A 13,838-nucleotide genomic window follows, 5' to 3' on the forward strand; every position below is an offset into this window, starting at 1 on the left:
GGTAAGTTCTCTGATTCCAGGCTTCATCGGTAGGGATATCCGCGGTTGTGTCTCGGGCAGGCGGTGCCGCCCGCTCCGGGTCCGTGGCCGTGGGCCGGCGACGGAAGAAGGGTGCGTGAGGCGACCACATGCGCTCACCGGACACGTCACCCCTGCACGGCCGGGATCCGCTGTTGCGCTCACTCGTCCCCCGGCTCACCGGTCTCACCTACGGCGAGAGGTCCCGTACGGCCAGGGAGTACCGCGGCGATCTGCCCGTGGTGCTGGTGACGGGCCATCACGGCATGGGGCGCAGCGCCGTCCTGGCGGATCTGGCCGCGCACTACCGAGGCCGGCTCCCGCTGGCCCATGTCACGGTCGTACCGGCCGAGTCGGGCGCTCTGCCGTATGCCCCGGACGACGGCAGGGCCGCGACCGCGTCGACTCTGGTCGGGATTCTGGCGGAGCTGGTGTGCGCGCTCGCGCCCGAACTGCGGCATCGTTTCCCGGTTCTGACGCCTGGTCTGTTCGCCGTCTCCGGTTGGGAGCGGGACAACTCCGAGCAGCGGGACGCGACATGTCTGCTGCATGCCCGGTTGCTGCTGGCCTGCCGTCTGGCGGGCGGGGACGTGGACACGCTGCGGCACTGTTGGGCCGGCGCCGTCGAGGACCGGCTGGGGAGCCCGGCGCGCGACGCCGCGGCGGGGGTCAGCGACACGGAGCGGGTCAGCGGCACGGAGCGGGTCAGCGACGCCGAGCGGGACCGGGAGGCGGTCACCGGCGCCGTGGTGGCGGAGTACACCGAACGTTACGACGCGAGTGCCGCCCGCGAGTGGTACGCGCGCCGTTTCCCCCCGGGCACCGACGGCCAGGATCCGCTGCCACTGCTCGGCGAGTGGTTCCAACAGGGCGGTGACTACCGTGACTTCGCCGAGCAGAGCCTGATGGCCGCCTTCCTGCACGATGTCGCCGCCTCGTACGGCAGGCTCCAGCGGTGGAACCGGGAGCCCTGGCCGCTCGTGCTCCTCGACGACGCCCACGGCGCGGCGGGCCGGACCTTCCTGGATCTGCTGCTGAAGAACCGCGCGCGGCCCGAACGCCCCGACCACGAGGAGCTTGTCGTGGTGGCCACCCGGCTCGGTGAGCTGCCGGCGGACCGGGACGCGGACTCGGACCCGGACGACACCGATGCCGCGATCCGGCGTGAGCTGGCCGACCTGGTGAAGTCGTCCGGCTGGGAGCGCCGGGGCCGCGCCCCGTCCGCCGGTCTGCTCGCGGTGCCGCTGGCCCCGCTCAGCCGGGACGACATCCTGCCCCTGCTGGTGCCCGACCGGCCGGCCCGGCCCCTCCATCCGTATCTGGCCTCCGCCGTGCACTCGCTGACCGGCGGGCATCCGGCGGCGACCACCGTGCTGTGCGCGGCGGTCCTGGACGCCACCGACAAGGGCGCCGCCGTGGGGCCTCGCGGGCTGCTCGAACTGACCACGAAGGACGGCCGCGCGGTCACCGAGGTGCTTCTTGAGCGGCTGCTTCCGGACCGGCGCCAGCGCGAGCGGCTGACACTGCTCTCCCTGGCCCGCGACAGCACGGCGGCGGAGGCGCTGGCGGCCCATCTGCGTTTACAGGGGCCCGACCAGCTTCCCGCCAACTCGGCCACCGACTACCTCGAGGACCAGCAGTGGCAGCGGCTCACCGACCCCGACGAACCGTTGGTCGCCGACACGCTGTTGCGGACCCTGCTCGTAAACGAGGCGCGGCGCACGTCGCGCGGCGTCGAGGACGGCCGGGGCTGGCAGGAGATCCACCGCTTCCTGCGGATACACCACGCCCAGCGCGGCGAGAGCGGGGAGGCGGACGCGCTGCGGCACACGCTCGCGGCCGGGAACGCCGAGACCGTCGTGGCGGCGCTGGCCGAGGAGTTCCAGTCGGAGCAGGACGAACAGGCCGCCGCGCACTGGGTGTTGTGCCTGCGCTACGCCGCGACGGCACCGACACCGCCGACGCCGCCGGCCGGGGACTGGACCGACGTACGGACGCAGATCGCGCTCGGCGCGCACGACGGCCGGTACGCGGAGCTGGACGAGATCGAACGCTGTGTCAACCGGCTGCTCCACGCCCTGTGGCATGTGTCGGAGCCGCACGCCGAGCCCGATCCCGACATGTGCAAGGCGGTCGGTGAGGAGCTGGCGTACCTCTCGCCGCGCCATCGGTCCTGGCACGCCGTGCTGGGCCAGGCCGCCCGCAACTGGCCCGTCGCGGCACGCAGGAAGCGCCCGTTACCCATCCCCGGCGAGTGAGGAGGAAGCATGCTGGTCCGGCTGTTCCGTCGGCATCCCCGCGAGTGGGGTCCGGTCGAGTGGCTTGCCGTCCTCGCTCTCGCGGCGCTGACCGCCGCCGCGATCGCCGTCCTGGTCAGCCTCGTGCGCGGCCCCGGCCGGTGCGGTGACGACCTGGCGGAGATCGGCGGTGACTGCGTCGGTGTCACCGAGGGCGCCTTCGAGGCGGACCCGGAGATCGCGAGCCTCATCCAGGCGGTCGCGGACGAGAACGCCCGGGTGCGCGAGGGCTGGGAGTCCCCGTCGAGCGGGCCCAAGATCCCGTACGTACGCATCGCGTTGATGATGCCCTTCACGGCGGACGAGCACAGCGCGATGACGACGGACATGATCCGCCGGGGGCTCGCCGGCGCGCTGACGGCGCAGAAGCAGGCCAACAGCTTCGGCGGACCGCGTTACCAGTTGCTGCTCGCCCCCGACGGCCGGAACCTCGACGCGTGGGAGCCCGTGGTCGACCGGCTCGCCGAACTGGCCAAGGACACCAGCACCCCGCTGGTGGGCGTGACGGGCATCCCGAGCAGCACACCGGAGACACGGGACACCATCGCGGCACTGAGCAAGCTCAAGATCCCCACCATCGGCCCGGTCATCACCTCGGCCGACATGAACTCCGCGTACTTCTTCAAGACCTCGCCGAACAACGACCAGTTCGCCCGCGCGCTGAAGCTCTATCTGGAGCGGAATCCGGCGGACCGCAAGGGATTCCTGGTCTGGGACAACCGCGACGAGGACGTCTACTCGAAGAATCTGCGCGCCGTGTTCGAGCAGCACTTCAACGACACGTACGACCTGTCGAGCCACAGCTCCCCCTTCATGGGCTCGTCGGGAACCGCCGAGGGCATTCCGCAGCGCTTCACCGACGCCGTGCAGAAGATCTGCAACGAGAAGTCCGACACGGTCTTCTTCGCCGGCCGTGACCAGGACCTGCCCGCGTTCGTCGCGCGCCTCGCGCAGGAAGGCACCTGCGGGCGCACCTCGGAGCTGCGCATCCTCAAGATCGGCATAGGGCTGGAGCCCACCCTCACCGCGAAGGCGCCCACGCGGTGGCTGGAGGAGGCCGGGGCCACGATCGTCGACGCCTCAGCCGTCGATCCGCAGTGGTGGGCCGAGGGGACCGAGCCGAAGAAGGCGCTGGGCCGGTTCCTCGACGGCTTCAACGAACTGAAAGCCGATCACGAGCTGGGCGACAAGCCGCTGGACGACGGCTACGCGGTGATGTATCACGACGGCTTCACGCTGCTCGCCGACGCCGTGGACCGTACGTTCACGGAGATCAACGAGGAGGACACCCGGACACCGGGGGCCCTGTATCTGCCGTCGAAGGACGACGTCTACCACACCCTGGTCTTCCCCAGCATCTCCGGCAGCACGTGCAACTCCTGTCTGGTGGGGGCGGCCGGGACGTACGGCTTCGAAGGCCCGGACGTGAACGACCAGTGGGCCGCCTGCAAGCCCGTGCCCGTGGTGGAGCACCCACGGCGAACGGGTGGCCGCGCGCCGTCGCCCGTCTACCACACGTACCGGGGCGCGGACGCGGACGCCTGCCCGTCCTGAGGGTGGCACAGACGGCGGCGACGAATCGGGCACTCTCCGGGGCGACTTGGGGGAGGTCACAGCCGCACACGTATCATCCGCATCGATCCGCGCCGAACACTTCGATCACTTCGATCACTGAACACGGAAGACAACACCGAGATGAAGGTCAGCCAGTGAGGGTCATACGCCGCTGGGCCCCCTACGTCGCACTGTCGTTGATACTCGCGGTCGCCGCGGGCTACGGGTGGTACCGCATGAGCGACACCGGCAAGGGCTGGAGATACGAGGACAGCCTGAAGTCGTTCTGCGAGGGGCTGATCCCGTACGAGGAGTCCGCCGGGCTCACCGGTAAGAACGGGTCGGCTCTGTCGCGGGACTACCGCGCGAGCGGGTCGGAGGGCGACTACGACTCGTGTACGGTCGCGAGCCTCGACATCACCATCGGCCGGATTCCCGACTCCGCGCGCGACACCGGCTCCCCGGAGGTCTTCGACCGACTGGACGAGATGTCGGCGGACCTCCCACCGATCCCGCTCGGCGGCGGATGGCGCGGCTACACCGATGTCGTCACCACGGCTACCGTTCTGACCTGCGACAACAAGGACGGGGCGGTCGTCGTGACCGCCGGCGACGACAGCGTCGACGACAACAGCGTCGACGACCCCTATGACGCGGACGACATGGAGCGGGCTCACGGTGTCGCCGAACTCGTGGCCGCCACCGCGGTCAGGGCCGCCGAGAACTGGGGATGCGAGGCGAAGGCCGGAGGCCGGATCCCCCGTCTCCCGGTACCCGCGGGATGGGGGTCCCCCGTCGACGCGGCGGGCACATGCGCGGGGCTCCCGCTACGTGACCAGGACTGGGTGGAGTACGTCATGGACGCTCCGGCGAGCGGGACAGCCCCTCTCGAGCGCTGCGTACTGGGCGAGATCAACGAGGGCGGCCAGCCCCTGCTGCGACTGGAGGCGGCGTTCGGGCCGTACGCGCAGCGCCTGCGCTCCGACGCCCCGGACAGCGACACCTTCAAGAACGGTGCGGGCGGCTCCGAGGGCTCCTACTGGGCGACGGCCCGGTGCCCCGGCGACGGTCCCCGGGCCGTCTTCCAGATCTACCCCTCGTCGGACGTCCACATCGACACCAAGGCGGACGAGATCGCCGGGAAGGCTTTTGTCGCGTTCGCCGAAGGCAGGGTGAGGCAACACGGCTGTACGGACCTGACGTTGCCGTCGTCCCTGTCGTAACAGCTTCTGCCGCCCCGCGTCGCCTGCCGCCAAGTCGGCCGCCGATGCGCGATGCTGACGGGCGGACGGGAGGAGCGGTGGTGCGGGAGACGGACGTGGCGCACGAGTCGGATGTGATCGTCGTCGGCGCGGGCGCGGCCGGGCTGTCCCTCGCGTACCGGCTGTGCACCCCTCCCCCCGGCCGCCCGATCCCCGAAGTGACGCTGATCGAGGCGCCGGCCGGTCCGCTGAGGCCGCCGGAGCGGACCTGGTGTTTCTGGGAGGACGCTCCCGGCGACTTCGACAGCGCGCTGAGCGCGTCGTGGGAGTCGCTGCGCGTACGGGGGCGGGACGGCGCCGCGAGCGTGGGGCGGCCCGCCCCGTACCGGTACAAGATGCTGCGGTCCGGCTCCTTCGAGGCGCTGTTGGCGGACCGGCTAGAGGGGCCGGGGGCGCCGCGCCGCGTGACGGCCCGGATCGACGGGGTCGAGGATGTCGCGTCCGGCGCCGGGCCCGGCGCCGAGGTGACGGGCGTCGACGGCGACGGGCTTCCGTTGACGCTGCGAGCCCGCTGGGTGTTCGACTCGCGTCCGCCGCGCGTCCTGCCGCCCGCGCGGACGACGCTGCTCCAGCACTTCCGCGGCTGGTTCGTCCACACCGAACGGCCGGTGTTCGATCCCCGGATCGCGGATCTGATGGACTTCCGGACTTCGCGGCCCGCGCACGGCCTGTCGTTCGGATACGTCCTGCCGACGACCGCGCACGAGGCGCTGGTCGAGTACACCGAGTTCTCGCGCACGGTGCTGGACGACGCGGGCTACGACCGGGCGCTGCGGCACTACACCGAACAGGTGCTCGGGCTGGGCCCCTTCGAGGTGACCGCGTCCGAGCAAGGGGTCATCCCGATGACCGACGGCCGGTTCGCGCGCCGCGCGGGCCGTTCGGTGTTCCGTATCGGCACCGCCGGCGGCGCCACCCGCCCGTCGACCGGCTACACCTTCGCCGCCGTCCAGCGGCAGGCCCGTGCCGTCGCCGCCGCGTACCACGACGGACGGGTTCCCGAACCGCCGCCCGCCTATCCGGCGCGGGCCAGGGCGATGGACGCGGTGCTGCTACGGGGGCTGGACAGCGGCCGGGTCGACGGCGCCGCGTTCTTCGAGGGGCTGTTCCGGCGCGTACCGATGGAGCGGCTGCTGCGTTTCCTCGACGGCGACACCCGGCCGTACGAGGACTTCGCGATCGGCCTGCGCACACCCGTGGGGCCGATGCTGCGTACCGTCGCCGAACTGCCGTGGCGCCCGCGCCGGGCACCGAGAGGGAGGGCCGTCGGATGACGCTCCTGCACGACGCGGAACTCTCGACCGCGTTCGACCATGCCGCACTCGCCTACGACCGGTTGGTCGCCGTCAACCCCGGCTATCACGCGCATCTCAGGCGCTCCGCCCGGCGGTTGGGGCTGCCGCGTGGCGGGGCCGGGCTGCGGCTGCTGGACCTCGGCTGCGGTACGGGTGCCTCGACGGCCGCGCTGCTGGCCGCCGCCCCGCACGCCGAGATCGTCGCGGTGGACGCGTCGGCCGGGATGCTGGAACGGGCGGCCGCCAAGTCGTGGCCGGGGGGCGTCTCGTTCGTTCACGCGCCCGTGGAGCGGCTGGCGGAGGCGGGCGTCAACGGCCCGTTCGACGGGGCCTTCGCCGCGTACCTCTTCCGGAACGTCACCGACCCGGACCAGGTGCTCGCTCTCGTACGGTCCCTGCTCGCGCCGGGCGGGCGGATCGGGGTGCATGAGTACGCGCTCGGCGGGCGCGCGGTGGACCGCGCGGTCTGGACGGCCGTCTGCAAATGCGTCGTGCTGCCCGCCGGGCGGCTCGCCGGTGACGCGGACCTCTACCGCCATCTGTGGCGCGGCGTGCTCGAGTTCGACACCGCGCCGGCCTTCGGCGACCGGCTGCGGCGCGCCGGGTTCGCCGGCGTGCGGGTGCTGCCGCTGCCGGGCTGGCAGGCGGGTATCGCGCACACCTTCGTGGGCCACCGCGTGGCGCAGAGCGCGGGCGCGCGGTGACCGGCCGGGACCGGTCGGTCGGTGGGGGCCGGGCCGCTCCCCGCCGTGGCCGGGACCGTCGCGCGCGGGTGATCCGGCCGGCGCCGGGGCGCGACCGGTTCGGCGGCGGTGAGGCGCCGCGCGTCGCGGTCGTCGGGGGCGGCATCGCGGGGCTCGCCGCCGCGACCGCGCTCGCGGAGCGCGGGGTGGGCGTCACGCTGTACGAGCGTGAACAGGGCCTCGGCGGGCGCCTGACGGGGTGGCCCGTCACCCTGGCCGACGGTTCGACGGCCACCATGAGCCGGGGTTTCCACGCCTTCTTCCGGCAGTACTACAACCTCCGGGGTCTGCTCCGGCGTGCCGATCCCGGCCTCGGCATGCTCACCGGACTGCCGGACTATCCGCTGCGCCACGGCGGCGGCACGGGCCTGTACGACAGTTTCACGCGCGTCCCGCGCACACCGCCGTGGAGCGCCCTGGGATTCGTCGCTCTCAGCCCCACCTTCGGCCTGCGCGATCTGGCCCGGATGGATCCGAGGGCCGCGCTGCCCCTCCTCGACGTCCGAGTGCCCCAGGTGTACGAGGAGTTGGACGCGGTCAGCGCCGATAACTTCCTGTCCCGGATCCGCTTTCCCGAGGCGGCGCGGCATCTGGCGTTCGAGGTGTTCTCCCGCAGCTTCTTCTGCGATCCGGGTGAACTGTCCGCCGCCGAACTGGTGTTGATGTTCCACATCTACTTCCTGGGGTCGAGCGAGGGCCTGCTGTTCGATGTCCCGGACGAACCCTTCCCGGCCGCTCTGTGGGAGCCGCTGGGCACGTATCTCACCGGGCACGGGGTCGAGTTGCGTACCGGTACGGCGGTGGAAGAGGTGGCGCCGGCGGTCGGCGGCGGTCTGACGGTGACGGCGGCCGGCAGGCCGCACCCGTACGACGCCCTGGTGCTCGCGCTGGACAGCGGCGGGCTGCGCCACGTAGTCGCCGAATCGCACCGGTTGTGCGACACGCCGTGGCGGGAGCGGATCGCGCGGCTGCGCGACGCGCCGCCGTTCCTGGTGTCACGGCTGTGGCTGGACCGTCCGGTGGCGGCGGAGCGGCCCGGCTTCCTGGGGACCAGTGGGTTCGGCGGGCTCGACAACGTGAGCGTGCTCGACCGCTGGGAGGGCGAGGCGGCGCGGTGGGCGGCCCGTACCGGCGGCTCGGTGATCGAACTGCACGCGTACGCCGTCGCCCCCGGCGCCGACCGGGCCGACCGACAGCGCCTGCTGGTCGAGCAGTTGCACCGCGTCTATCCGGAGACCCGGGACGCGAGAGCCGTCGACGCGCGGCACGAGTGGCGTGCGGACTGCCCGCTGTTCCCGGTGGGCGGTTACGGCGACCGCCCCACGGTGCGCACGCCGGACCCGAACGTGATGGTGGCGGGCGACGTCGTGCGTACGGATCTCCCGGTGGCGCTCATGGAACGTGCCGCGACCACGGGCTTCCTTGCCGCCAACGCGCTGCTGGAGCGATGGGGCGTACGCGGTCAGACGCTGTGGACCGTACCGGACAAGGGGCGGTCGGCGGGGCTGCGCGCGCTGGTACATCTGGCACGGCGCCGCCCCTGACCGGTTCACCCGCCGTACCGCTCGCACTCGCTGTTGTCGCCGCCGCTGCGACAGCCCACGGGCCCGGTGGGGGCGGGGACGGGGCGGTTCTTCTCGTCCTCGTGGGATTGCAGCGCCGCTCCGGCGAAGAAGACGAGGGCGACGAGCACGGCCATCGAGCCCTGGCTCACGGCGGTCACCGTGGCCCGCGCGCGGGAGGCGATCACGGCGCCCGCGAACGCGAGCACACTGACGCCGCCGAGGGCGGGCAGATAGCGCCAGAGGGACACCGACTCGACGCTCGTGGCCGGGTCCAGGTCGAAATGGTCGAGGAAGGGCCACACGACGACGATCACGGCCACGGCGATCAGCTCGAGGAAGACCAGCCCGCAGGTGATCCCCACGTCGGGACCGCGCCCCACGCGGGAATTCACCGAGGCGTCGAAGGCCGGGGGCGCGACGGGCAGGTTGCTCATATCGAACACCCTGCCGGGCGGGGCGGTGCGGGGACATGAGTACGGATACCTAGGCCGTGTCTTCGAAGTAGCGCCGTCCGCCCGTGGGGGGGGCGGGGCCCGCGCCCGCCGCGGAGCGGCTGATGTCTCGTTGGTGCGGTGCATCGCAAAGCGGAGGATCGGGCTCGTACTGGACGTACTTGGCCGACTGAAGACAACGCAGGGGGCACCTCCCGTGCCCCCTCGGCGGCTACGGGGGAGAGGTGCCGTCCAGGCGTCGCGGGCCAGGCGGGACTTCGCGGACACGGCTCAGGGGGTCCTACCATCTGCCCATGACCGAACCCCGGCAGCACTGGACCGTACGCCACTTCTCGCAGGCCAACCCCGCCGGTCCGGGCTGCGACAGCGTTCCGGCGCTCCTGCGACGACTGGCCGACAGCATTGAGGCGTTGGGGCCCGTCGAGATCCTGGACGTGGTGATCGGGTCGGAGATGACCGAGGACGGCCCCTGGCGGTCGGGGACCGTCTATTTCCATCTGCCCGAGGACGGCTGAGGACAGGCCCTCCGGGTCAATACACCTAGGCCGTGTTTTAGAAGTCCCGCCTGCCCGGCGACGCCCGGCACGCCCGCTCGCCGCGTTGTCGGAGTCGCCCAAGTACGCCCAGTACGAGGGCGATCCTCCGCCTTGCGACCGCACGCACCGGACGCCGCTGGGCCCGCCCTCCGGGCGGACGGCGCTACTTCTGAAACACGGCCTAGCCGGGAAACCGCCCCAGGCTCCGCAGGTGCCGGCGGCGTTCCGCGTACGCGAGGTCGTCGCGCCACAGGCGTCCGGCGACGGCGCGCATCAGCGGGCGCAGGGCGGGAGCCGCAGTACGTGCGGCGGTGAATCCCGGCCGGTCGGACGTGGCGACGACCGCCTCGACGACGGCGGTACGCGGCCGGCCACGCTCGTCGTGGCCGACCGGGGTGGCATGGGTCTCCACGACGGAGCCCCGCCCCTCGCCCCGCGTGACGCGCATGACGACCGTGCGCGGCTCGGGCGCCGTGAAGACCGCCCGTACGGGGACGACCACCCGCCCGGCCACCTTGAAGGAGACGTCCACGGCGAAGCCGTCATCCTCGTCGGAGCCCTCGCCGTCCTCCTCCGGGGCCGACAGGACCGTCAGATCCACGAAGGAGTACGGGTGCAGCCAGGCGCCGTGCCAGGGGTCGAGCCGGTTGGCCACCACGTCCTCGGGCTCGCACACCCCGAAGCCGGTGTAGACGGCGTCGACGGAGTCGGCAGCCTCGGGCCGGGGCGGGACGACCGGCCGGTCCAACGGGCGCTCCCCGCCTACCCGGTCGAGCCGTACCCACGCCAACACCCCGTCGTCGTAGGCCGGGAACGGCTCCCAGCCCGCGAACGGCCCGCCGTCCAGGGCGAGTCCGTGCCAGTGGCAGATGAGCGTGCCGCAGTGCACCTTGCCGTCCTTGAGAGGCGCGCCGAGGTGCGGACAGGCGCCGGGGCCGGCCACCAGGCGCCCCGACTCGTCGCGCCACACGACCAGTTCGACGCTGGCCACGGTGCGGCCCAGCGGGCGGCCGGGCCGTACGTCGCGGGCGGCGCCGATCACGTACCAGTTGCCCGACGGTCTGGCGAGCGCCCGCCGCAACGCCGCCGCGATGAGGCCGGGCCGGGCCTCGCGCCAACTGGGCTTCTGCTGCTCCCAGTTGACGGCCGCTCGGCGCAGCCGCAGCGGGTACCTCCCCCGCGAACCGCCGTCCCGCGCGCTCACGCCACCTCCTCGCGCACGGCGTCCGCCCGCGTCCGTGCCCGTGCCCGTGCCCGTTTCGGATGGACGCCAGTGGTCACGGCCCGCGTGCCGGATACGCGCACGGCGGCTCTGGTGCGGGCCGCCGCCACCCGTACCAGCCCGTCGACGGCGACAGCGGCCCGCCGCCGGCGCCGTACGACGGCGCGGCGGTGCAGCACGGCGTACCCGTCGTCGGCGACGGCGTCGAGGATCCCGCCGTACAGGACGAACGCGGCGCGGATACAGGGGCGGGACACCGGGTCGAGCATGGCAAGGCCGGGCGCCGCCTCCCGGTAGACCCCATGGGTCAGGGCGACGGCGGCCTTCAGCGCGGCGGTGATCCGCCGGTCCCGGGCGCCGGTGGTACGGCTCCACTCCAGCAGCTCGCGATCGACTCCGTGAGCGGCGAGCAGATCGGCGGGCAGATAGACCCGGCCCCGGTCGAGATCTTCGCCGACGTCCCTGACGAAGTTGGTCAGTTGGAAGGCGACGCCGAGCGCGGCGGCGTGCGGGGCGGCCACCTCACGCGGGACGACGGTGCCGAGCACCGGCAGCATCTGGAGGCCGATCACGGCGGCCGAGCCGTGCGTGTAGCGGCACAGGTCGTCGTAGGTGGCGTAGTCCGTGACCGTCAGATCGCTGCGCATGGCGGCCAGGAAGTCGCTGAACAACCGGTGGTCGATGCCGTATGTCCTCGCGGTGTGGGCGAGCGCCCTGATCACCGGTTCGCGGCTGCGGCCCGAGCGCAGCCCGGCCGTCAACCGCTCCTGAAGGAGGCTCAGTCGGTCCGCGCGCTCGGCGGTGGTGGCGGGGTGCTCGAGGTCGTCGACGATGTCGTCGGCCCGGCGGGCGAAGCCGTAGAGGGCGTGGACGGCCGGGCGTCGTTCGACGGGCAGGAGGCGGGTGGCGAGGAAATAGGTCCTGCCGTGCCGGGCGTTGAGCCGGCGGCAGCGGGCGTAGGCGGCGCGCAGGCAGGGGTCGCCGATACCGGCGGCGTCGAGTTCACGGTCGGTCATGCGCGCCGTCCCTGTCGCGCCACGCGGACGCTCGCCCGGCTGTCGGAACCGGTGACCCGGGCGGCGGCGAGCTTGCCGGAGATCAGGACGGTGGGGACGCCGACCCCGGGGGTGGTGCCGCATCCGGCGAGGACGGCGTTGGTGGTGCCGCGCACCAGATTGCGCGGGCGGAAGGGCCCGGTCTGCGCGAAGGTGTGGGCGACGGAGAACGGGGTGCCGGCCGCGTGCCCTTCGGTGGCCCAGTCGCCGGGCGTGACCAGGCACTCCTCCTCGATGGCGGCGCCGAGTCCGTCCAGACCCCGCCGTTCGAGTTCGGTGAGGAGCCTGTCGCGGTAGCGCGGGCCGAGGTCCGCCCACTCCTGAACGCCGGGCCCGATACGGGTGTTGGGGCAGGGCGCCAGGATGTAGTGCAGATGGCGGCCGGGCGGGGCGAGGCTTGGGTCGGTGGCCGTGGGACGGGTGATGAGCAGGGAGGGGTCGCTCATGAGGCTCCCGGTGTGCGTCAGCTCCCGGAACGTGCCCTTCCAGGAGTGCCCGAACGACAGCGTGTGGTGCCCGAGCCCCGGCCAGGTGCGGTCGGTGCCCGCGTGCAGGATCACTGCGGACGGCGAGAACCGCAGCGCTACGGGGCGGCGCGGCGGCCGGCCGAGCAGTTGGTAGGTGACGGGCAGGTCGGGCGTGAGGACGACCGCGTCGCAGGGGATACGTACCTGGTCGTCGCCCCGGCCGGTGATGACGGCGGTGATCCGCTCACCGGACCCACCGCCGGGCCCGCCACCCGACCCACCGCCGGGCCCCCGGCCGACACCGCCGCCCGACCGCTCCAGGCGCGTGACGTCGTGGCCGTAACGGAAGTCGGCGCCCGCGCCCGCCGCCGCGTCGGCCATCGCGCGGGGCAGGGCGTACATGCCGCCGCGCGGGAAGTAGACCCCGGCGACGGTGTCCATGTAGGCGATGACGCCGTACGCGGCCAGGGCCTTGGCGGGCGGGACTCCGGCGTACAGGGCCTGGAAGGAGAAGACCCGGCGCAGACGTTCGTCCGAGATGAACGACCCGATACGGGCGTCGAGCCGGCCGAAGCCGCCGAGTGCGGCGAGTCGGACCAGGTCGGGGTGGAGCAGTGCGAGCGGCGAGTCGAAGTTGGCGTCGATGAAACGGCGGCTCTGGACCGCGTACAGCTTCTCCAGCCAGTGCCGCAGCCGCCGGTAGCCATGCGCCTCCCGAGGCCCCGCGAAGCGTTCGACCTCGGCCGCCATCGCGTCGGCGCCGGTGTGGACGTCGAGTGCGCTGCCGTCCGCGAACCGCGCCCGGTAGGCGGGGTGCAGGGGGACGAGGTCGAGCCGGTCGGCGAGCGTGTCGCCGACGGCGGCGAAGGCTTCCGCCACGAGGTCGGGCATGGTGAGGACGGTGGGGCCGGTGTCGATGTGATAGCCGCCGCGTTCGAGGCGACCGGCCCGGCCGCCGGGACGCATACCGCGCTCGACAACGGTGACCGCGCGTCCGGCACCGAGGAGATGCAGGGCGGCGGCGAGCCCGGCGAGTCCGGCGCCGACCACGACGACATGGCCGGTCGGTCCGTCGAGCGCCTTCACCGACCGCTCCCGGCGCCCGTATGTCCTTCGGAGGATCGCGTCCCGGCCCCGCTGCCGCGCATCGCGTCTCCTCTTCCTCGCGTCGGACGGCTGCGTTCACCGTTCATCTCGGATCGGACGGGGAGTTCGGGTGCGCTGTCCCCGGCGGTGGTTGGTGACGCCTCAGTCCACCATGGTCCTCGGCCACACGCCGGACAACCCGTCAGCGGTGCGCCTCTTCGGGTGACCGGCCGGTCCCGCTCCCCCACCGGGCACCCGGCGTGCTCCCGGCGGTCGCAGCGGTCGG

The 13,838-nt window shown here is 72.8% G+C and carries 11 protein-coding genes; 7 read left to right on the top strand and 4 right to left on the bottom strand.

Going from position 1 to position 13,838, the window contains the following annotated elements; genetic code table 11:
- Nucleotides 1-128 precede the first annotated feature (128 nt).
- The 6 genes from OG329_RS01695 to OG329_RS01720 all read left to right on the top strand — a co-directional run bounded on the left by OG329_RS01695 (nucleotide 129) and on the right by OG329_RS01720 (nucleotide 8,713).
- A complete protein-coding gene (locus tag OG329_RS01695; RefSeq protein ID WP_405792066.1) occupies nucleotides 129-2,276 on the top strand; it encodes an ATP-binding protein in 2,148 nt (715 codons plus the stop codon).
- Nucleotides 2,277-2,285: 9 nt separating this feature from the next.
- Nucleotides 2,286-3,869: an ABC transporter substrate-binding protein gene (locus OG329_RS01700; protein ID WP_405792068.1), complete on the top strand. Its 1,584-nt coding sequence runs from the start codon at nucleotides 2,286-2,288 to the stop codon at nucleotides 3,867-3,869.
- Nucleotides 3,870-4,024: 155 nt separating this feature from the next.
- Nucleotides 4,025-5,092: a hypothetical protein gene (locus OG329_RS01705; RefSeq protein ID WP_405792070.1), complete on the top strand. Its 1,068-nt coding sequence runs from the start codon at nucleotides 4,025-4,027 to the stop codon at nucleotides 5,090-5,092.
- A gap of 44 nt (nucleotides 5,093-5,136) precedes the next feature.
- The gene (locus OG329_RS01710; protein ID WP_405792072.1) at nucleotides 5,137-6,405 is read left to right on the top strand and encodes a lycopene cyclase family protein; all 1,269 of its coding nucleotides are present in this window, start codon (nucleotides 5,137-5,139) and stop codon (nucleotides 6,403-6,405) included.
- Nucleotides 6,402-7,130: a class I SAM-dependent methyltransferase gene (locus OG329_RS01715; RefSeq protein ID WP_405792074.1), complete on the top strand. Its 729-nt coding sequence runs from the start codon at nucleotides 6,402-6,404 to the stop codon at nucleotides 7,128-7,130. The genes OG329_RS01710 and OG329_RS01715 overlap by 4 nt, the downstream gene beginning before the upstream one ends.
- Nucleotides 7,131-7,198: 68 nt before the next feature.
- Nucleotides 7,199-8,713 (top strand): FAD-dependent oxidoreductase, encoded by a 1,515-nt coding sequence (locus OG329_RS01720; RefSeq protein WP_405792076.1) that lies wholly within the window; start codon nucleotides 7,199-7,201, stop codon nucleotides 8,711-8,713.
- Nucleotides 8,714-8,718: 5 nt separating this feature from the next.
- On the opposite strand, the gene OG329_RS01725 is transcribed toward OG329_RS01720, so the two are convergent.
- Nucleotides 8,719-9,168, bottom strand: a complete 450-nt coding sequence (locus OG329_RS01725; protein ID WP_405792078.1) for a DUF6234 family protein — start codon at nucleotides 9,166-9,168, stop codon at nucleotides 8,719-8,721.
- Nucleotides 9,169-9,479: 311 nt separating this feature from the next.
- Here OG329_RS01725 and OG329_RS01730 point away from each other — a divergent pair, with 311 nt between their 5' ends.
- Nucleotides 9,480-9,701: a hypothetical protein gene (locus OG329_RS01730; protein ID WP_405792080.1), complete on the top strand. Its 222-nt coding sequence runs from the start codon at nucleotides 9,480-9,482 to the stop codon at nucleotides 9,699-9,701.
- 202 nt (nucleotides 9,702-9,903) lie between these two features.
- Here the strand turns inward: OG329_RS01730 and OG329_RS01735 are convergent, their stop codons facing one another.
- Genes OG329_RS01735 through crtI form a run of 3 tightly spaced genes read right to left on the bottom strand, consistent with a single transcriptional unit; the run spans nucleotide 9,904 to nucleotide 13,552 of the window.
- A complete protein-coding gene (locus OG329_RS01735; RefSeq protein ID WP_405792082.1) occupies nucleotides 9,904-10,926 on the bottom strand; it encodes a DUF5914 domain-containing protein in 1,023 nt (340 codons plus the stop codon).
- Entirely contained in the window at nucleotides 10,923-11,960 is a 1,038-nt protein-coding gene (locus OG329_RS01740) for a phytoene/squalene synthase family protein (protein ID WP_405792084.1), read from the bottom strand. Before OG329_RS01740 ends, OG329_RS01735 begins: the two co-directional genes overlap by 4 nt.
- The gene (gene crtI, locus OG329_RS01745; protein WP_405792086.1) at nucleotides 11,957-13,552 is read right to left on the bottom strand and encodes a phytoene desaturase family protein; all 1,596 of its coding nucleotides are present in this window, start codon (nucleotides 13,550-13,552) and stop codon (nucleotides 11,957-11,959) included. Before crtI ends, OG329_RS01740 begins: the two co-directional genes overlap by 4 nt.
- Nucleotides 13,553-13,838: the final 286 nt, after the last annotated feature.

The sequence above is a fragment of the Streptomyces sp. NBC_01506 genome (assembly GCF_045040295.1).
Lineage (GTDB): Bacteria > Actinomycetota > Actinomycetes > Streptomycetales > Streptomycetaceae > Streptomyces.